This is a genomic window from Spirosoma endophyticum, assembly GCF_900112365.1.
GTDB classification, from domain to species: domain Bacteria; phylum Bacteroidota; class Bacteroidia; order Cytophagales; family Spirosomataceae; genus Spirosoma; species Spirosoma endophyticum.
On the sequence record NZ_FOLQ01000002.1, the window covers coordinates 274,511 to 292,223 of the forward strand.

18 protein-coding genes are annotated in these 17,713 nt (G+C 50.3%); 9 read left to right on the forward strand and 9 right to left on the reverse strand.

Annotation, left to right across the window (positions count from 1 at the left end):
* Positions 1–58 precede the first annotated feature (58 nt).
* Positions 59–1,243 (reverse strand): MFS transporter, encoded by a 1,185-nt coding sequence (locus BM202_RS06190; RefSeq protein WP_093824082.1) that lies wholly within the window; start codon positions 1,241–1,243, stop codon positions 59–61.
* 333 nt (positions 1,244–1,576) lie between these two features.
* Between BM202_RS06190 and BM202_RS06195 the strand changes: the two genes are divergently transcribed.
* Positions 1,577–2,800: an FAD-dependent oxidoreductase gene (locus tag BM202_RS06195; protein ID WP_093824084.1), complete on the forward strand. Its 1,224-nt coding sequence runs from the start codon at positions 1,577–1,579 to the stop codon at positions 2,798–2,800.
* Between the two features lie 31 nt (positions 2,801–2,831).
* Here BM202_RS06195 and BM202_RS06200 read toward each other — a convergent pair whose 3' ends face one another.
* The 3 genes from BM202_RS06200 to BM202_RS06210 form a co-directional block, all read right to left on the reverse strand.
* Positions 2,832–3,674, reverse strand: a complete 843-nt coding sequence (locus tag BM202_RS06200) for an SDR family oxidoreductase (protein WP_093824086.1) — start codon at positions 3,672–3,674, stop codon at positions 2,832–2,834.
* A gap of 91 nt (positions 3,675–3,765) precedes the next feature.
* The gene (locus BM202_RS06205; protein ID WP_093824088.1) at positions 3,766–4,641 is read right to left on the reverse strand and encodes a helix-turn-helix domain-containing protein; all 876 of its coding nucleotides are present in this window, start codon (positions 4,639–4,641) and stop codon (positions 3,766–3,768) included.
* 103 nt (positions 4,642–4,744) lie between these two features.
* Complete coding sequence (locus BM202_RS06210; protein ID WP_093825141.1) at positions 4,745–5,533, reverse strand: DUF2490 domain-containing protein; 789 nt, start codon at positions 5,531–5,533, stop codon at positions 4,745–4,747.
* Between the two features lie 275 nt (positions 5,534–5,808).
* Here BM202_RS06210 and BM202_RS06215 point away from each other — a divergent pair, with 275 nt between their 5' ends.
* Positions 5,809–7,719: a S9 family peptidase gene (locus BM202_RS06215; protein ID WP_177236515.1), complete on the forward strand. Its 1,911-nt coding sequence runs from the start codon at positions 5,809–5,811 to the stop codon at positions 7,717–7,719.
* Positions 7,720–7,823: 104 nt separating this feature from the next.
* On the opposite strand, the gene BM202_RS36575 is transcribed toward BM202_RS06215, so the two are convergent.
* Both BM202_RS36575 and BM202_RS06220 read right to left on the reverse strand, forming a co-directional pair.
* The gene (locus tag BM202_RS36575) at positions 7,824–8,042 is read right to left on the reverse strand and encodes a hypothetical protein (RefSeq protein WP_245776543.1); all 219 of its coding nucleotides are present in this window, start codon (positions 8,040–8,042) and stop codon (positions 7,824–7,826) included.
* Between the two features lie 4 nt (positions 8,043–8,046).
* A complete protein-coding gene (locus BM202_RS06220) occupies positions 8,047–8,502 on the reverse strand; it encodes a RidA family protein (RefSeq protein ID WP_093824090.1) in 456 nt (151 codons plus the stop codon).
* Between the two features lie 94 nt (positions 8,503–8,596).
* Here BM202_RS06220 and BM202_RS38685 point away from each other — a divergent pair, with 94 nt between their 5' ends.
* The 5 genes from BM202_RS38685 (at position 8,597) to BM202_RS06240 (ending at position 12,825) form a co-directional block, all read left to right on the forward strand.
* The gene (locus tag BM202_RS38685) at positions 8,597–8,719 is read left to right on the forward strand and encodes a hypothetical protein (protein ID WP_262507663.1); all 123 of its coding nucleotides are present in this window, start codon (positions 8,597–8,599) and stop codon (positions 8,717–8,719) included.
* A 139-nt stretch (positions 8,720–8,858) separates the two neighbouring features.
* Positions 8,859–9,245: a hypothetical protein gene (locus BM202_RS06225; RefSeq protein ID WP_093824092.1), complete on the forward strand. Its 387-nt coding sequence runs from the start codon at positions 8,859–8,861 to the stop codon at positions 9,243–9,245.
* A gap of 224 nt (positions 9,246–9,469) precedes the next feature.
* A complete protein-coding gene (locus tag BM202_RS06230) occupies positions 9,470–9,823 on the forward strand; it encodes a PadR family transcriptional regulator (protein WP_093824094.1) in 354 nt (117 codons plus the stop codon).
* A gap of 40 nt (positions 9,824–9,863) precedes the next feature.
* A complete protein-coding gene (locus tag BM202_RS06235; RefSeq protein ID WP_093824096.1) occupies positions 9,864–10,367 on the forward strand; it encodes a hypothetical protein in 504 nt (167 codons plus the stop codon).
* Between the two features lie 55 nt (positions 10,368–10,422).
* The gene (locus BM202_RS06240; protein ID WP_093824098.1) at positions 10,423–12,825 is read left to right on the forward strand and encodes an ABC transporter permease; all 2,403 of its coding nucleotides are present in this window, start codon (positions 10,423–10,425) and stop codon (positions 12,823–12,825) included.
* A gap of 99 nt (positions 12,826–12,924) precedes the next feature.
* Here BM202_RS06240 and BM202_RS06245 read toward each other — a convergent pair whose 3' ends face one another.
* Positions 12,925–14,199: a M20/M25/M40 family metallo-hydrolase gene (locus tag BM202_RS06245; RefSeq protein WP_093824100.1), complete on the reverse strand. Its 1,275-nt coding sequence runs from the start codon at positions 14,197–14,199 to the stop codon at positions 12,925–12,927.
* A 213-nt stretch (positions 14,200–14,412) separates the two neighbouring features.
* On the opposite strand from BM202_RS06245, the gene BM202_RS06250 reads away from it, so the two are divergent.
* Complete coding sequence (locus BM202_RS06250) at positions 14,413–15,552, forward strand: amidohydrolase (protein WP_093824102.1); 1,140 nt, start codon at positions 14,413–14,415, stop codon at positions 15,550–15,552.
* 7 nt (positions 15,553–15,559) lie between these two features.
* On the opposite strand, the gene BM202_RS06255 is transcribed toward BM202_RS06250, so the two are convergent.
* Positions 15,560–15,931, reverse strand: a complete 372-nt coding sequence (locus BM202_RS06255) for a GerW family sporulation protein (protein WP_218160521.1) — start codon at positions 15,929–15,931, stop codon at positions 15,560–15,562.
* A 166-nt stretch (positions 15,932–16,097) separates the two neighbouring features.
* Between BM202_RS06255 and BM202_RS06260 the strand changes: the two genes are divergently transcribed.
* A complete protein-coding gene (locus tag BM202_RS06260; RefSeq protein WP_093824105.1) occupies positions 16,098–16,910 on the forward strand; it encodes a hypothetical protein in 813 nt (270 codons plus the stop codon).
* A 77-nt stretch (positions 16,911–16,987) separates the two neighbouring features.
* Here the strand turns inward: BM202_RS06260 and BM202_RS06265 are convergent, their stop codons facing one another.
* Positions 16,988–17,689 carry a porin family protein gene (locus BM202_RS06265; RefSeq protein ID WP_093824107.1) on the reverse strand — a complete coding sequence of 234 codons (702 nt, stop codon included), beginning with the start codon at positions 17,687–17,689 and terminating at the stop codon, positions 16,988–16,990.
* Between the last annotated feature and the right edge of the window lie 24 nt (positions 17,690–17,713).

The following is a 17,713-nucleotide window of genomic DNA, read 5'->3' on the forward strand; positions in this document are numbered from 1 at the left end:
CGATTGTATGGTGATGAGTAGGTAAAAAAAACTCTTTTGGTCAGTGATCTATAAATGATTATTTCCCTTTTACGGCATAACTCAGCGCGACCAATACTAACAGTAAGGCTAAGGAGCCGAAAGCCGTAGCGAGTGAAAAATGTTGAGCGATAAAGCCCAGAGCAGCAGGACCCGCCAGCATACCTGTATAACCAATGGTCGTAATGGCTGCTATGCTAACCGTCGGCGCTATGCCCGGCAGCCGGCCTGCTTCGCTGAAAAATATCGGGACAATATTAGCCGCGCCCAAACCCAGTAGCACAAAGCCCGCCAATATTCCGGCCACCCAGGGGCTTAAGACGGCAATGCCTAATCCGACGGCACCCAGCAGGCTACCAATCACCACAACTGTTTTGCCATTCAGGCGAGCCACTAGTTTATCTCCCACTAACCGCATTATCGCCATAGCGACGGAAAAGGCCGCATAACCCGCCCCCGAAAACGCCGGGTCGACCCCTTTGGTGTCCCGCAAAAAAATGGCACTCCAGTCGAGAATAGCCCCTTCTGCCAGAAAAACAGCAAAGCACATGAAGCCCAGGAATAAGACGCTGCCGCTCAACCAGCCGAACCGCTGGTTGCCCTCAACAGGATTTTCTGAAGCAGAGAACGTAGCAATCGACTGTCGCTCTACCGTTACCGGGAATAAGTATTTGTATTGAGTTAAGCTAATGACGATCATCAGCACTGCAATACTGACGATGGCATAGACCGGGTTGACCCCCAGTTTAATCAAAAAGCCTAATCCCAGAGATCCGAACAGGCCACCCACACTAAACAGGCCATGTAAGGAGGACATGATGGGCCGCCCGAACAGGTTCTGCACTTGTACGCCATGCGCATTCATGGCTACGTCAATAGTGCCAATGCTTGAACCGAAAATAAATAAGGTTACCGCCATCGCAGGGATGGATTTGAGGATGAGCAGCAGCGGCAGAACAAAAGCCATGACCAGTGCTGCACAGGCTATGACGACGCGGCTGCCATAGCGGCTTACCAGCCAACCCGAGGTAGGCATCATCACCATGGCCCCACCGCCCAACAGCAGCAGTAACAAGCCGAGGTTGGCGTCGTTCAGGGCTAAGCGATCTTTGGCAAAGGGAACCATGGGTGCCCAACTAGCCATTCCCAGGCCGCAAACCAGAAAAATCAACTGGGTGGCGATGCGTGCCTTTACTACATGTCCTGATGGTATTGCTACATTCATAACGCAGGCAGATTAAATGTATAGAAAGCGTGTGTACTCAGTTTCAACCTTGGTTGCCTGATAGGTACGGTTTTTCGCAAACGTACCTGAATTTCGGGCCAATCGCCAAAACAAAATCCAGTTACTTCATGAAATAGTTTTGCCCGGACTTTGGGCTATCCGGGCGTTTTACAAGCGCAATACGACTGTAGGTAGGATCGGGGGCAGGTCGTGACCATCGGACGCAACGTCGGCCTGACCGATGCCCCCATGTCGGATTATAGTTTTTACTTTCTGCGAGCAAAATAAACGGGAGTTCAGTATGTTTGGCTAGCTAACCAAACATACTGAACTATGACCCCAGCAACTGAAAACCAGAAAACCATACAAACCCGCTGTTGCGTGGTGGGGGGTGGTCCGGCCGGTATGATGCTGGGCTTTCTGCTGGCCCGGTCCGGCGTTGACGTAGTGGTGCTGGAAAAACATAAAGATTTTCTGCGCGATTTTCGGGGAGACACGATCCACCCGTCTACGCTGGAGTTGCTGGTCGAACTCGGTTTACTGGATGAATTTCTTAAGCTGCCCCATCAGGAACTACGTAGCGTTCAGATCACGGCCGATGGCCAAACCGTACCCGTGGCTGATTTTTCGCACTTACCGGTGCATTGCCAGTTTATTGCGTTCATGCCACAATGGGATTTTTTGAGCTTTCTGGCCGAAAAAGGAAAACAATACCCGAGCTTTCACCTGCACCTGCAAACGGAAGCAACCGATATTGTGCAGGAAAACGGACAAATAACCGGCGTACGGGCTATTACGCAAACGGGTGAACTAATAATCAACGCTGACTTAGTCATTGGTACCGACGGTAGACGTTCCACCATCCGGGAAAAGGCGGGGCTGGCCGTTCAGGATTTTGGTGTTCCAATCGATGTATTATGGATGCGGATTCCCAAAGATCCAGCCGTTGGCGAACAATCATTGGGGTATTTAAAATCGGGCCAGTTTATGGTGCTTATTGACCGAAATGATTATTTTCAGTGCGGTTTTCTTATTCCAAAAGGTCAGTTTGAGTCGGTCAAACAGCGCGGGCTGGCCGCTTTGCAAGCCGATATTCTGAGTCTGGCTCCCTTTGTCGGCGAGTATGTGAAGGAACTGGATGCCTGGGATAAAATTAGTCTGCTCACCGTCAAGATCGACCGATTGCGGCAATGGTTCAGGCCCGGTTTGCTGTGTATTGGGGATGCCGCCCACGCTATGTCGCCAGCCGGTGGTGTAGGCGTTAATCTCGCTGTTCAGGACGCGGTTGCTACGGCAAATCAGCTGATTCCCGCTTTACAAAGGGGACGGGTGACGGTCGATACGTTAGCGCGCATCCAGCGACGGCGGCAGTGGCCGGTTCGCGTTATTCAGGCGGGGCAGATTTTTATTCATAAGCGGCTAATCAATGCCTCCGTAAATGACCCCTCGACCATTCCACCGTTCATTCTCTGGCTGTTCCGACACATTCCTGCCTTTCGGCGATTACCCGCGCGTCTGATCGGCATGGGTCCGCGTCCCGAACACATTCGCACATAAGTGACTGTCAGGCAGAGGCAAGCCCTGACGGCTACATGTCTTCGTGTGCGAGGGAGGTTGATAAGTCACGATAGGCATTGAGCTGCTGCTCAAGTGTGGCAACCACCTGCTCGGCAGTACCAATGGCATCGGCCCCGGCAATGAAACGTAGGGGTGGCTTTTCCTGATTCGCGATCGTAATCAGCGCCTGAGCGAGCTTGGCTGGGTCGCCGGACTGCTGACCGTTGTAGCCTTCCCAAAATTGTAGTTGCTGAACTCTGCGCTCGTTGTAGTCCTCAATGGCCTGCTCCGCAAAATGTGTTGACTCCTTGGTGAGTAGTTCGGTGCGGAAGAAGCCTGGATTGACCGTGATGGTGCTGATACCAAACGGCTCAATCTCGGCCTGTAACGATTGCATCCAGCCTTCGAGACCGAACTTGGATGCGGCATAGGCAGCGCCAAATTCAAAGCCAACAAGGCCTGCCGTCGATGAAATCGAGATGATCAGGCCTGAACGTTGCCGACGCAGAACTGGCAGAACGGCCCGCGTTACGTTCATCGGGCCGATGAGGCTTGTCGCCAACTGATGCTCCATCTGCTCCGGTGTCAACTCCTCAAAATAGCCCGCATAAAAACTGGCGGCATTGTTGACCAATACGTCAATGCGACCAAACCGATCGATTGCCGCGTTGACCGCAGACGCTGCGTCGGCAGGTTTTGTAACGTCTAGTGTCACAATTAACAGGTCCTCGGATTCTCCAACGGCCTGAGCCACCTTGTCCGTATTTCGGCCTGTGGCAACCACTTTAAAACCCGAAGTAAGTGCGGCTTTAGTGATATCAACGCCCATTCCGCGCCCTGCGCCGGTAATGAACCAAACTTTATTAGCAGTCATATTTCTTCCTCCTTTGTTGTTAAATGGCGAGGCAAAGGTCAGCAAAGGGGTACCGAAGAAATAAAGAAATACAAAGCAAAACGTATAAAAATCAAAGAGAAAGCGCTCGCACCGATTTGGGGATATGCCCCGTCCTCTTTTTGAAAAAGTTGTTGAAATAGGTAGGGTAGGCAAAGCCAAGCGCGTAGGCAATGTCAGCAATAGTCCAGTCCGTATGTTGCAGCAGCGCTTTGGCTTCGCTGATGATCCGTTCGGCAATATGGGCGGTTGTCGGTTTGCCGGTAACTTCCTTGACCGAACTATTCAAATGATTGACATGGACGGACAACTGTCGGGCGAAATCCTGTGCCGTTTTAAGTTCCAATGGACGGTCGATGCGTTCGATAGGGAACTGTCTTTCCAGCAATTCGAGAAATACCGACGTGATACGCACAGCCGCATTTTTGTGTTCCGGGGTATTTTCTGAAGGCTGCAATTTCAAAGCCTCGTGAATAATCAGGTTGATGTAGTTACGTATCAATTCATCTTTAAAGGCGTAATCAGCATCCTGTTCGGCAATCATCTTTTGAAAGATAGACGCAAGAGCCGCTTTTTGTTCCCAGTTTATTTGTAAAATGGGCGTGCCTCCGATTTTAAATAAGGGCGACTGCAAAAGGCTCTCTGAGCGGTCACTTAGCTTTAGAAAGTCTTCGGTAAACAGACAGGCGTAGCCCTCGTTGATTGATGAAACAAGCTCGCAGGAGTAGGGAATACGCGGATTCCCAAAAAACAAAATGGTCTCATCGGTTTCAAAACTCCGGTCAGCATAATGAAAGATATACTTCCCGGTGTTCAGGCTGATTTTGTAAAAGTCCTTGCGATTGTAGCTGTGACCACCCGACTTGCTATCTATTTCGTAGGCTTTGAAGCCTTGTAGCTTTACTTCGGTAGTGAAATCTGCGGCTTGCGATCTTTCCTGCGTATTCATGATACAAAGTTAAGAAAATCAAAGCGTGGATTGAGGTGCGCTGGTTGCAGCGCACCAAGACTACCCATAGCTGGAAAAGGCGTTACCACTTCTCGATCATTGGTCAATCCGGCTGCGACGGCAGTTTCTCCAGCCCATTTCCTTTGCGTTTCAGTCGATACGTCAGTCCAACTACTACGTTACTTTTGCCGGACGCCATTTGCGGAGTGAATACACCGCTTTCGAACGTAGCGGGGTTGTAGTTCGTCTGATTAACGACGCCAAGCTGTACAATCCATTGTTTATCGAGTTGATAGCCAATGCCTGCGTAAAATCGGTTTCGTTCGAACGTGGGTCCGATTGGATTCAGGAAAATCTCGTCGTAAACGGATAGAAAAACGGTTTTGTCGGTGATGGTTCGGTTATTAATTGGCACAAATGCATTCAGCCGGTAGCGAATACGGTTACGGTAAGGGGTTGTTCCATCGCGAAACGTGAACCACCGTTGCTCGACCCGGTACCGGTGTTCAAATTTTATTCGGGATAGGTACTGATTGATAATCAGTTGCTCCCACAAACGCTTTTCAGTATTCAGCGGTCCAGCCGACAAATCCTGATAATCATACGTAGCATAATGCCCACCAGCTACCATCAGGGAAAAATTACGGTCAACGTCGTAACTGACTCCGGCCTTAAGTTCATTGTAAAAATACTGCCTGAACATGCCATTGCTACGGGCCTGTATCTCGGCAAATCCACCCCATTTTTTCTCGTTGGCGGGTAATTGAATCGTGCCAATCAGCCAGGTTCCCCAGGGCGTCGTAGGTGTAAGCGATGTTTGGGCGAAGGTCTGGCTGAGGCTAAAAGCAGATAGGAAAGCAATCAGGCAGAGGGTAAATTGGAAGCGGTTCACGAAGACAAAACGTAGTACAATCACACAAAGCTACGGGATGTTAATAAGCCGTGACCAGTGCCTGAGTAGAGTTAACAATTTCATAATCTGTTGAAAAGCCTGTTAATAATTGCGTAACATTGAAAACGTAGGAAGGAGGCCAACTTGGGATACCAAATCGCGTAATTACCTTTTCCTCAATTCATTCGTGTGAATGTGCGTTCAGTGGTTTAACTTACCTGCCTTCGTCGTACAGACGTAACGATCACTCGAAACTACTCCCCAGGAACAGGCTTATGAAATCTCGATTCATCCAACGAACAATACTGATGCTGAGCCTTTCGGCCAGTGTTAGCGCACTGGTAGCCGGTCCGGCTCCTAAGCCAACCGCCGATCGTAAATACACGATTGAGCAATTCATGAAAACCATTCGCTTTGGTGGCGCCGACATTTCGCCCGATGAGCAGACGGTGCTGTTCAGCAGCAACCAGGATGGTGTGTTCAACCTGTACGAAATTCCGTTTGGCGGTAACGGCCAACCCAAACAACTGACATCCTCGAAAACCAACGCCATTTTCGCGATTGGCTATTTGCCCGACGGCCGTATCCTGTACAGCAGCGATCAGGGCGGTAATGAGCTGACTCACATTTATTTGCGGGATAAAGATGGGGCCGTTTCGGATCTTACGCCCTCCGAAAAAGCGAAGTTTCAGTTCGGCGGGTTGAGTTACGACCGCAGGAGCTTTTTCTACCAATCGAATTTGCGCAATAAAGCGGCTTTCGACCTGTACGAAATGGACATTGCGACAATGAAACCGAGGCTGCTTTTCGAAAATCCGGGTGGTTTCTTTCCGGGAGATGTCTCGCCTGACAAACGCTACGTTGCACTTGCCAAAACCATTACGTCAAGTAACAGCGACGCGTATCTGTATGATACACAGACCAAAGAAGCCAAGTTGCTTACCAAACATACGGGTGACGTGAATAATAGTCCCGCAGAATTTACGCCGGATGGGAAGAAACTGCTGATTTCGACAGATGAGGGCAATGAGTTCTCGTATGTGAAAGCCTACGATCTGGCAACGGGTCAGAGTACCGTGCTCGACAAAGCGAATTGGGATATTTCGGCGGATTATCTATCCCATAAAGGCCGCTACCGGGTATTGTCGGTTAACAATGACGCCCGGACGGAATTGAAAATTATTGACACGAAATCCAATCAGGCGATTAAGTTACCCGCCTTGCCCGGTGGCGACGTAACGGGTGTGACAATTGCTGATGGCGAAGGCAAAATGATTTTCTTCGTCAACAGTTCGAATTCGCCGGCAACGCTGTATTCTTACGATTTTAAGTCTGGCAAAGCAACGCCTTTGGTACGTGGTTTAAATCCCGAAATCAACGCGGAGGATTTGGTGTCGGGTGAGGTGATCCGGTATAAATCGTTCGACGGGATGGAAATTCCGGCGCTGCTTTATAAGCCGAAAGACGCGAAATCGGGCGATAAACTTCCGGCGATCCTGTCGATTCACGGCGGACCGGGCGGACAGACCCGGCTAACGTATTCGCCCCTGGTTCAATACCTGGTCAACAGTGGCTACGTCGTTTTAGCGGTGAATAACCGGGGTAGTTCGGGCTATGGGAAAACGTTTTTTGCCGCTGATGATCGTAAACATGGCGACGCCGACCTGAAGGATTGCGTCGAGTCGAAGAAGTTTCTGACGCAAACTGGCTACGTTGACCCCGCTAAAATTGGCATTATGGGCGGTTCCTACGGCGGCTACATGACGCTGGCGGGCCTGACGTTCACACCCGATGATTTTGCCGTGGGCGTCGATATTTTCGGCGTGGCCAACTGGCTCCGTACGCTGAACAGTATGCCTGAGTGGTGGGGTCCACAGCGCGAGGCTATGTTCAAGGAAATCGGCCATCCCAAGACAGATTCGGTGGCTTTGTACAACAAGTCGCCGTTGTTTCATACCGAACGTATCAAAAAACCATTGCTGGTCATCCAGGGAGCCAACGACCCGCGCGTACTGAAAATCGAATCGGACGAGATCGTGGCCAACGTAAAGAAAAACGGCGTGCCGGTCGAATACGTTACGTTCCCCAACGAGGGACACGGTTTTGTAAAAAAGGAAAACGAAATTACGGCTTACAAAGCCGTACGGGAGTTTCTGGATAAGTATCTGAAAGGTACGCGTCAGTAGGCTGAATCGACGTAACGGGGTGACGTCTTTGGTTTGGCGTAGTCTCTGACTACGCCAAACAGTATTCACGTTAGTTTTGCCCGATTGTTTCAACGCTACATTTTTTATATAAACCGGTCATAAGCCACAAACAGGCAGAGGAATAGAATCACTACGTTCAGCCAGACGTTTCGTGGTTCATGCCGACGATAATGAATGACCCCTGCCGGTAGCATAACTTTAGACATATCACTGCGATGGGCGTCAGCATTGGGATAATCTGCGTGTACCACGGAACGAGTAAACCGATGGCACCGGCCAGTTCGGTCACGCCCCTCATCCATTAGTTTACTTCTTGGGCATGGCGGCCGTCATCGTCATTTCGACACTCGCCCCGAATACCAGTTTGGCTACGCCCACTGTTGTTCGGGCGGGGTAGTTTCCTTCCTTGAAAAATTGTTTATAGACGGTATTCATCTTGGCAAAATCGTCCATGTTGCTCAGGTATACCGTTACGCTCACGACGTCGTCGAGCGAGGCACCGGCATCTTCCAGTACCGTTTTGATATTTTGTATGGTTTGTTTGGTTTCGGCCTCAATGCCTCCCTCCACGACTTTGCTGGTTTGCGGATCGGTGCCCACTTGCCCGGATACAAACAGTAACCCATTACTGATAACGCCCAGGCTAAACGGGTAGGGCGAGGAAGTAGCCGCAGCTTTGCGGGGTTTAACGATCTGTTTGTGCTGCGCTATACCAGAAAGACTGGCACCAAGAATGAGGAAGGAAATCAGGACGTACTTCATAAGTAAATTGGGTTGATTTGATTGTAAACAGGCTAATTGGTACTGATATTCCGGGTCAAAATCCCGTGTTTTTGATTGGCTGCCACCCAAAAGAATGACTGATCGACGCTGGTATTACCCGAAACTGAGCCGGACCGACGATCAGGAGAACAGGAATCAGCCAGAGTACCGTTTTTTCATGTGCTGTAATGGTGGTAAGCAGGAGGGAAATGCATAAAAATAAGCACTTTAACCGAATCTCTATACGTTTGCCGCCTTCATGCAATTTTTGTCTCGAAAAGTACTACGAATGCGTTCTTCCTGGCGATGAAGCCGCCAAAAGCCAATAAATTTACGTAGCGTAAATTTTAATTATCATGAAACATACTCTACTTCTTATCGCCATTTTCTTCGGTTGGAGCGCTTGCCAGGCTCAAGTTGCTACAACTACGCAAACCGCATCGGACAGCCTGATGATCACGATTTTTCTGAAGCATCAGCAGGACAAAAGCCTGAAACAGATTCAGGAAATACAAAATCAGAATAAGTTTCTGGAGATGTTTCCGCCCAAAGAAGCACGGGTTGTATCCTGGTACGTTATGATGGGCATTGGGCAGGTGGTAACGGTAAAGATTCCAGCCAAAAGTCTCAGAACCCTGAATCTGTCGATTGAAAATGGTGCCTGGGGCGCGTATAACACCGAATTCTACCCGACTTATGACTTTGTTCCCGTTTGGCAAAACGCAATAAAAAGCAAAAAATAAACTGGTCAGACGGTGCTGCGCTCAAGTTGTAGCCTGATCATTCCCACGTTCAGTGAAATAGCCGACCTCCCCAAAGCTCTAAAACTTCCCGAACGTTTTATTGATCCCAGCTTTCTGTAAGCTCGTTTACCCGGATTAAAACAGATACTTGTAATAGTATTTGTATATATAATTTTCTTATATATTTTTGTTTAAAAATTAAGCGCGCGTAATCACCATACCTTATGGATTCAGCTAATCAGGAATTTTTACGGGGAACTCTTAAGACAATTGTTCTTCAGTTGCTGGCTCAGCAGGGACGAATGTACGGCTATGAAATCACGCAGGCCGTCGAAGAACGTACCGGGGGCGAACTGACGCTCACTTTTGGTGCACTTTATCCAGTGCTCCACAAACTGGAAGACGAAGGCTTATTGATTACGGAAAGTCAGGAGGTAGATGGGCGACTACGCAAGTATTACCGGCTTACCCCAACCGGTAGTGAGACTGCCGTGCGAAAAGCCGGTGAATTTGACCGGTTTATTCAATTGATGCGCCTGCTTATCAGGCCTTCGCCAGATGTGGCCTTCGGACAATAATTGAGGATTACTCTCTACTCATTCGCTCCATTACGTATTTATGAACAAACTGTCTCGCGACCAACTTAGCTACTTAGCGCAGCAGATTCAGCAAACCAGGCCGCATCAGGCACTGCAAGCCGAACTGCTGGACCATATAGCCTCCCTGATTGAACAACGCATGGATCAGGGCCAGGAGTTTTCAATTGCTTTCGATCAGGCTATGCAGCAGGCAAATCCGCACGCGCTGGCGCAGTTGAAACAACTCTATCTTCAGGAATTTAGCAGTAAGTCTTCGCAGGCTATGCCAGTTGCCCTGCGGGTTCGGTTACGGGCCCAACGGCGTCGGGCAACCAGGCCTTTTCAGTACATTCTATTCTCCAGCGTACTCACCTTTCTGCTATTGATGGGTTTTCTGATCCTGGTTAGTCGACCGCTGGCTGTGCCACTTGGCGCGTTCCAAACTGCCTGGGGAGCAGGGCTGGCGGGATTGATGAGCGTAGTTATCGTTCGGTGGTGGATGGCTCGTAATCGCCGTAAACCCAGGCGATTGCCGGCTGTCTGACTCCGCGTTTATCTGTAGACTGGCAAAGTCCCATTCCAACCTAATTCCTTTTCCGATGATTGTTCACTACTTCACGGTGGCCCGGCGCCACCTGTGGCAAAATTGGCATGTCAATCTTATTAGCCTGCTGGGGCTGGCGGTGGGTTTGGCGAGCGGTTTGATCATTTTTTTGGTAGTCAACTACATGTTTAGCTTTGATCGCTACCACCCGCACCTGGATCGTACGTACTGGATTGTTACCGATATCAAACGGGAAACAACCATGCAGACCGATGCCGCCCCGCGACCGCTGGCCGATGTGCTCCGGCGCGACTACGCATTTGTGGAGAGCGCGGTCCGGTTAGAAACTTTCTTTGGCCGTACCCTGAGCGTTCCAAATGGGAAAGGTGGTTGGATCAAAAAGTTTGCTGAGGCTCGTAACGTCTGCTTTACCGAACCCCAATACGTCGACCTGTTCGGTGTGGAGTGGGTGAGCGGCAACCCGAAGACGGCCCTGGCGGCTCCCAACACAATTGTGCTGAGTGAGCGCTACGCCCATAAATATTTCGACACGGCATCGGCCCTGGGTAAGACTCTGCGCTTAGACAACCGAACCGACCTGACCGTTACGGGAATTGTTAAAGACCCACCGACCAATACCCAGCTTCGGTATGACGCGTTCGTCTCGTATGCTACCATTCCGGTATTGGATGGACCGACCGCCCTGGCCGATTGGCAGGGACTACAGGCGATGTGCTTTGTGCGGTTGCGGGAAGGGACTGATCCTGATTTGCTTAGCCAAAGCTTATCTGCTATTCGACGCAGGAATCTGTCGCCCCAGGAAGCTACTCAGTTTGACTATCAGGTTCTGCCCCTGGCTGAACTCAACCACCAACGTAGTGGTACGGCTCCGCGACCGGTCCTTTATGTCCTGATCGGGGTCGGCATACTGCTGGTTATGGCGGGCTGCATCAATTTTATTAACCTGGCAACGGCCAGGGCGCTGAAACGGGCGCGGGAAGTTGGTGTTCGCAAAGTGATGGGCAGTACACGCTGGCAGTTGGTCGGCCAGTTTATGCTGGAAACAGCCCTGTTGGTGATACTATCTACGTTCGTTGCCCTCGTACTGACCCAACTTAGCCTGCCGGTAGTCAATCAGACGTTGGCGGCTACCATTGAAATGCTACGTCCGGACCTATCCATTGGCGATGTGGTTCAGCCTCAGGCAGTAGGGTGGTTTCTGTGTCTTATTATCAGCGTAATCATTTTATCGGGCCTTTATCCAGCGCTCGTGCTGGCCCGTTTCAATCCGGCAAAGGCACTCACCAGCCAACCGGCGACTCGGACTGTAGGTCGACTAACGGTACGGCAGGGCCTCATTCTTGGTCAGTTCGTGCTGATGCAATTGTTTATCCTGAGCGTACTGGTCATCACGACGCAGCTTCAGCACATGCAGCGGGCTGAATGGGGTTTTCGTCATGAATCGACTCAAGTTGTTTTCCTGCCCCAGCAGCAATCCATTCCCTTCGCGCACCTGCGTGAGCAGTGGTTGCAAGTGCCGGGTGTCGAGCAGGTTGCCTTTGGTAGCGATATGCCTGCATCGCCCTACAATCACCCCAGTCCATTCAGCTATCACACCGCGACCCAGCCCGAACCCTTTGAAACCCGCGTGCGGGCGGTTGATGAACATTACCTGTCGGTTTTCGATTTGTCGCTGGTGGCTGGTCGAAACATTCGGTCTACCGATACGACGGGTCGCGACGTATTGGTGAATGAAACGCTGGTGAAGCAATTGGGTATCTCCTCTCCGGCTGCGGTGGTGGGTAAACCCATTCGGGTGAAAGACGGTGACCGGGTTATTGTCGGCGTCGTGCGGGACTTTCGCAGCGGAGATTTACACCAGCCTATTTTGCCTATGACGCTGATTCATGATCTTCCGCACAGCCGGGTAGCGATGCTGCGCCTGAACCCAACCTACGCCGACCAGACTGGTCAGGCCATTCAGCAGGTCTGGGATAAGGTATTGCCGGATCAGGTTTATCACGCAGAGAACCTATCAGACCTAATGAGTCGCTTTACGGAACTGGAGCGTTTACTGGCGGGAATGGTTCAGGCGTTCGCCCTGGTGGCGATTGGTCTGAGCTGCTTGGGTCTATACGGGCTGGTTACGTTTATGACCGAGGCCAAAGCCAAAGAAATTGGCGTTCGTCGGGTGCTGGGAGCCCGGACGACGCAGCTGCTTTGGTTGTTAGGGCGGGAGTTCGGTAAACTACTCGGTCTGGGCTTCTTCGTGGCGGCACCGCTCGGGGCCTGGGTGTTGTCGGGTTGGTTACAGCAGTATACGTATCGAATTTCGGTAAACGGTTGGCTATTGATAGGAACCCTCGTTCTAACTGGCCTGATAACTGCCCTGACCGTCTCTCGTCAGGCATTGAAAGCTGCCCGCACCAATCCGGTTCATTATCTAAAAAGTGAGTAATTGATTTAATCCGTATTCCCACAGCGTGCCACTACGTAGCATTCAATTAGTAGGCACCTTCCCCAAAGCTCTGAGCTTTGGGGAAGGTGTTCGTTCGGGCTACCGTGTCAATCGGTAAATCAGCAGGGCGGCCCGCTGGATGAGTATCGGGAACTCCTTGATATTCATTGTTTCTTCGATGCTGTGAGCGCCTTTGCCCGACGCACCCAGTCCGTCTACGCAGGGCATGTATTGGGCCACAAATGATACGTCCCCGGCCCCGCGCGCACCCGGGTCGAACGCTTTGACGGGGCCGACGCCCATGTCCCGACTGATTTTGTCTATTTGCTTGCGCAGTTCGTCGTTGGCCGCAGAAGGCTCCATGCCTGGTATGCCGTCGGTAAAGGAAATGGTGGCCTTGGTGAGCGGCAAGCTCTTATCGACAATTTCGCGCATTTTAGCGCGGGCGGCTTCTTTCTGGGCTTCGGTCAGAAACCGCAGATCGCCTTTAACCAGGGCCGTACCGGCAATGATGTTTGTTTTGCCAATCGTTTCGGCTTTCGCCGTTTTGTCGTCATAGTGCACTTCCGAGCCACCAACGATCAGGCCGGGGTTGAAGGTGAGGTATTTTTCCTGACCGAGCGTCCGCCGAAACTCGTTCAGAATCCGAACGGCTTCGTAAATGGCACCGTAGCCCAGGTCATTAAAAATGCGGGACGAATGGCCTGTCCGGGCCTTTACGTTGAGCGTCCACCCGCTGGCTCCCCGCCGACCGGTCGTTACGTGGTGTAGGCCCTGAGCCGATTCAAAGGCCAGTGCCAAATCGCATTTCTTCGCTCGTTCGATAAAATCCCGGCGACTTTCAGAACCACCCGAACTCTCTTCGTCACCCGTAAAGTAGATGGTAATGGACGTATCGTCGAGCAGTTTTTGCTCCTGCAGCGCTTTCAGAGCCGCAATCACCACGACGTCGCCCCCTTTCATGTCGTTGACGCCCTGGCCCGCCACCGTCGAGTCATTGACCCGCGTATACGGCTCCATCGGCAGGCTTTTTTCAAAGACAGTGTCCAGGTGGCCAATCAGAAACAACTTTTTGCCCTTTTTACCTTGCCGGGTGGCCACCAGATGTCCCGCCCGATTGAGCGAATCAGGAAGCGATACCCATTCGGTTTTAAAGCCTAGTTTATCAAATTCATCGGCCATCAATTTACCAACCGTGCGTACGCCTTCTTTATTGAGCGTGCCACTGTTGATGTTGACGACTTTTTCCAGAAACGCTTCGGTTTCGGGCATGTGTTTCTTAACGGTGGCAATGACCGCCGTTTCGGGTCTGGAAAGTGACTGCGCTGACGCGCCAAAACTGGCAAACAGCCAAAGAAGGACAAGTTTTCTCATGAGGTATTTTTCGCTAAAACAGGTTGTGTAAAGGGCTAAAATAAGTAAAGTAATCTGTTGATTATCTGATGCGATGGTTTAGTGCAACTTTTACTGAAATAGCTTCTACTACGTTGTAATATCCATGTTTATATCGCCTAAGGCAGAAGAATACTTTGTTCTTCTGCCTATCTTCGATTGAAAAAATGAATATTCACTGAGCCTGAGCCAATCATGCCTTTAGACCAAACTGACCGCTTCGTCCAGTTCAGACGTGAACTTCACCGGTTTCCCGACGTTTCGGGTCATGAAGTAGACACCCAGAAACGGATAAAATCGTTTGTTAGCCAGTTTAATCCCGTTGCCAGTTGGGAGGTTGGCGGAACGGGTTTATTACTGCAATACGGGCCGGGCAATACGGGTCCCGTTACGTTGATTCGGGCCGATATTGATGCGTTGCCCATTCAGGAGGTCAATACGTTTGGGCATAAATCGCAGATCGACGGCGTGTCACACAAATGCGGTCATGACGGCCACACTGCAATTCTGGCCCGATTGGCATCTTTGTTAGCCGAAAATCCGGTTGCGAACGGTCGGGTATATTTGCTGTTTCAACCCGCCGAAGAAACTGGTGCGGGCGCTGCCGCCGTTTTGAACGATCCTGCTTTTGCCGACATTACGCCTGATCGCGCGTTTGCGCTGCACAATTTACCCGGCTTTCAACAGGGCGTTATCGTATGCAAACCCGGCCCGTTTACAGCATCCGTTTTGAGTATGATCGTTACGTTCACGGGCTACGTATCCCATTCGGCCGAACCCGAAAAAGGACGTAACCCGGCGTATGTGATGGCAGATTTTACGCTAAGGAGCCGCACCTTGCAACAGCCTGCGGATCAGGCTGATGACTTTGCGCTAATCACGCCAATTTATACGACAATGGGAGAGAAGTCCTACGGCATTTCGGCGGGTTATGGAGAGGTGCATCTTACGCTCAGAACCCGAAATGCCAAACGAATGGAAGCGCTGACCGCCGAACTACTGGCTTTACTGACGGAACTGTCGACCGGCACGGGTATCGACGTAGCAACGAGCTATACGGAAGCGTTTTTTGCCAATGAGAACGACCCTGATGCCTTCGCCCAAATCAAACAAAGCGCCCTGAAACTCGGATATGCTTTTGTTGAAAAACAGGAACCCTTCAAATGGGGCGAAGATTTTGGCCTCTTTACGCAAAAATACAAAGGGGCTATGTTTGGTATTGGCAATGGCGAAGACTCCCCGGCACTGCACAACGACGATTACGATTTCAACGATAACCTGATCGAACCAGCCGCCCAACTGTTTTTAGACCTGATTGCCGTGGCGCATGGATAAGCAGCGATCAACGATTGAATAACTTGCTGACGACAAGGCCAATGGCCACGCCCAGTGCTACATACCGCACTCTTCCAATTGGTACGTAGCGGGTTTCGGTGGGCGTTACTTCAATAAATCCCTGTGGGCTGATCATTAAACCGCCCCCTAAGCCGCCCCCGTCTCCCTGGCTGCTGCCAGCTGCATCACTGGTCGTTTTTCCGGCCGCCAAATTTCCCTCACCGAAACCTCCGCCCAAGCCGAGAGTAACCCTAGCGACGGGAATAATGGTTTTATCTCCGGCCACAATGGGTTCTCCGTAAACCTTGCGGACCGAAGCTTCTCCGGTGAATCGATCGATGAAGGATCGCATGAGTTGTTCTGTATGTAGCGAGCTCATAAACGGGATGGGTTTGGGTTAGCCGTAAGACAAAAATAAGGTAAATTGAATGAGCTTACTTCTTTGTTGTACACGGAAATTTTTGCTTATGTCTGCAACAAATAAGTTCTAAATCGGTGTCATTCCAGTAGCAGTTACAGAACACGTAACGAACCTCATTCCACCAATGAAAACAACAATCCTGTTCCTATTACCACTGGCGAGCGTATTATCCTGCAAGGAACCCCGAAAGGATATCACGCCCACGAATACTACGAACCCTTCTTCGGCTGGCTCACAAACTCCGCCTGTAGTCGAGAAGTCGGGCGTTGTGAAGTTAGGGCCAGTTGTGCAGATTTCGGGCTATTCTGTAGACCCAAATGGCGACAAAACGTTCCTGCTGAATGGAAACCAACTCAGAGTAGTCTGGACCCGTACGACCAATTATGACTACGACGAACAGAACCGGCTGACGGGTGAAAAATCTGTGGCCAGCTACGACCGTAATTGGTGGGAGGGATATTCCTATCAGTATGCGCCAGATCTGAATACGCGCTACCAGAATTCAGAAAATAAGGAGTTTCTCAATACGTTACTGCTGAACGAGCAAGGCTACCTGAAAGGAAACTCAGGCCCCGGCGAATACATTTATAATGCCGAAGGGTATCTGATCAGCTACAACGGAAACGGCCAGGAAGATACGTACACCATAGAAAACGGGAATGTTATCGCCAGGAAAACAGTCTATCGGAATGGCAGTGTGCAATACAATACCTATGAATATGACCTGACAAAACCCGGTATTCCATCCCCTTTCACCTACCGGGGCAAGCCAAGTCAGAATTTGCTTATTAAGCAGACATTGGCTGATTCGGCATCACCGACTACCGTATTCACCCACTACTACCATTTTGATACGAAGAATCGGCCCATCCGGGAGTTTGTCGTTACCGATAAGGACCCCGTTCCAAGAAGCATTCGGGAGTTTATGTATAAATGAGTTGACTCACGAGCGTATTCATAAAAAAAAGGCCAATGCTACGTAGCACTGGCCTTTTTTCATGAATACGCTTCTGTCTACAGTTTGTATTCCAATGACAGAGAGGCATTTCTGTTCTTGTAGCTATTTTTATAGAAAGGAAAATAAGGGTCACCCGCTGGTCCAATATTTTTCAAGCCCAATTCATACGTCAGGCCTAGAACGGTTCTGCCGAACTCAAACCCGATTCCGGTTCCTACGCCAAAATCGAAACGCTTGAGACCCCGGCTATCAAATGTCTTTTCCTCAACGGTGCTGTAATCAATCATATCGCCATAAATGATATCGCCAGTTAGTTGGGTTTTGCCGCCTATGCCATAGGCAAAGTACGGCCCAGCATTAAGTACAAGCTTTGTTCCCGGCTTTAGATCAATCTTGTAGCCTAGATAGACAGGTGCCTGCAAATACCGCTGATTGCTTTTCATATATGCTTCTCTACCTGGCATTACTATCCTGTATTCGTAGCCAAGGGGCGCTTCGCCTTTTATTTTTGTCCCTTTGGTGGTAAACGAAAGCCCGGATTGAAGAAAGAGGTTTTTGCTAAACTTGTAGTTGGCGGTAACCCCTGCATTGACACCGGTCTTTACGTTATAATTTGGTAAAGTAGTGTTGTTCAGGGATAAAGAAGATAGATTCAATCCGCCCTTTAATCCGAATTCAAACGGTGAACTCTGTGCCGATGAGGTAAATCCTGTCAGGAGCAATAAGGCTGTAAGTAAGGGTCTATACATATTTTTCATTTGTGTTGAAATAAGGTTCGCTGA

Bases quoted from the DNA above. Each gene is read 5' to 3' on its own strand.
- BM202_RS06250 (WP_093824102.1), top strand. From the start codon at position 14,413: ATGCCTTTAGACCAAACTGACCGCTTCGTCCAGTTCAGACGTGAACTT.
- BM202_RS06230 (WP_093824094.1), top strand. From the start codon at position 9,470: ATGGATTCAGCTAATCAGGAATTTTTACGGGGAACTCTTAAGACAATT.
- BM202_RS36575 (WP_245776543.1), bottom strand. From the start codon at position 8,042: ATGGATGAGGGGCGTGACCGAACTGGCCGGTGCCATCGGTTTACTCGT.
- BM202_RS06255 (WP_218160521.1), bottom strand. From the start codon at position 15,931: ATGAGCTCGCTACATACAGAACAACTCATGCGATCCTTCATCGATCGA.
- BM202_RS06205 (WP_093824088.1), bottom strand. From the start codon at position 4,641: ATGAATACGCAGGAAAGATCGCAAGCCGCAGATTTCACTACCGAAGTA.
- BM202_RS06235 (WP_093824096.1), top strand. From the start codon at position 9,864: ATGAACAAACTGTCTCGCGACCAACTTAGCTACTTAGCGCAGCAGATT.
- BM202_RS06245 (WP_093824100.1), bottom strand. From the start codon at position 14,199: ATGAGAAAACTTGTCCTTCTTTGGCTGTTTGCCAGTTTTGGCGCGTCA.
- BM202_RS38685 (WP_262507663.1), top strand. From the start codon at position 8,597: ATGACTGATCGACGCTGGTATTACCCGAAACTGAGCCGGACCGACGAT.
- BM202_RS06190 (WP_093824082.1), bottom strand. From the start codon at position 1,243: ATGAATGTAGCAATACCATCAGGACATGTAGTAAAGGCACGCATCGCC.
- BM202_RS06195 (WP_093824084.1), top strand. From the start codon at position 1,577: ATGACCCCAGCAACTGAAAACCAGAAAACCATACAAACCCGCTGTTGC.
- BM202_RS06265 (WP_093824107.1), bottom strand. From the start codon at position 17,689: ATGAAAAATATGTATAGACCCTTACTTACAGCCTTATTGCTCCTGACA.
- BM202_RS06200 (WP_093824086.1), bottom strand. From the start codon at position 3,674: ATGACTGCTAATAAAGTTTGGTTCATTACCGGCGCAGGGCGCGGAATG.
- BM202_RS06260 (WP_093824105.1), top strand. From the start codon at position 16,098: ATGAAAACAACAATCCTGTTCCTATTACCACTGGCGAGCGTATTATCC.
- BM202_RS06240 (WP_093824098.1), top strand. From the start codon at position 10,423: ATGATTGTTCACTACTTCACGGTGGCCCGGCGCCACCTGTGGCAAAAT.
- BM202_RS06215 (WP_177236515.1), top strand. From the start codon at position 5,809: ATGAAATCTCGATTCATCCAACGAACAATACTGATGCTGAGCCTTTCG.
- BM202_RS06225 (WP_093824092.1), top strand. From the start codon at position 8,859: ATGAAACATACTCTACTTCTTATCGCCATTTTCTTCGGTTGGAGCGCT.
- BM202_RS06220 (WP_093824090.1), bottom strand. From the start codon at position 8,502: ATGAAGTACGTCCTGATTTCCTTCCTCATTCTTGGTGCCAGTCTTTCT.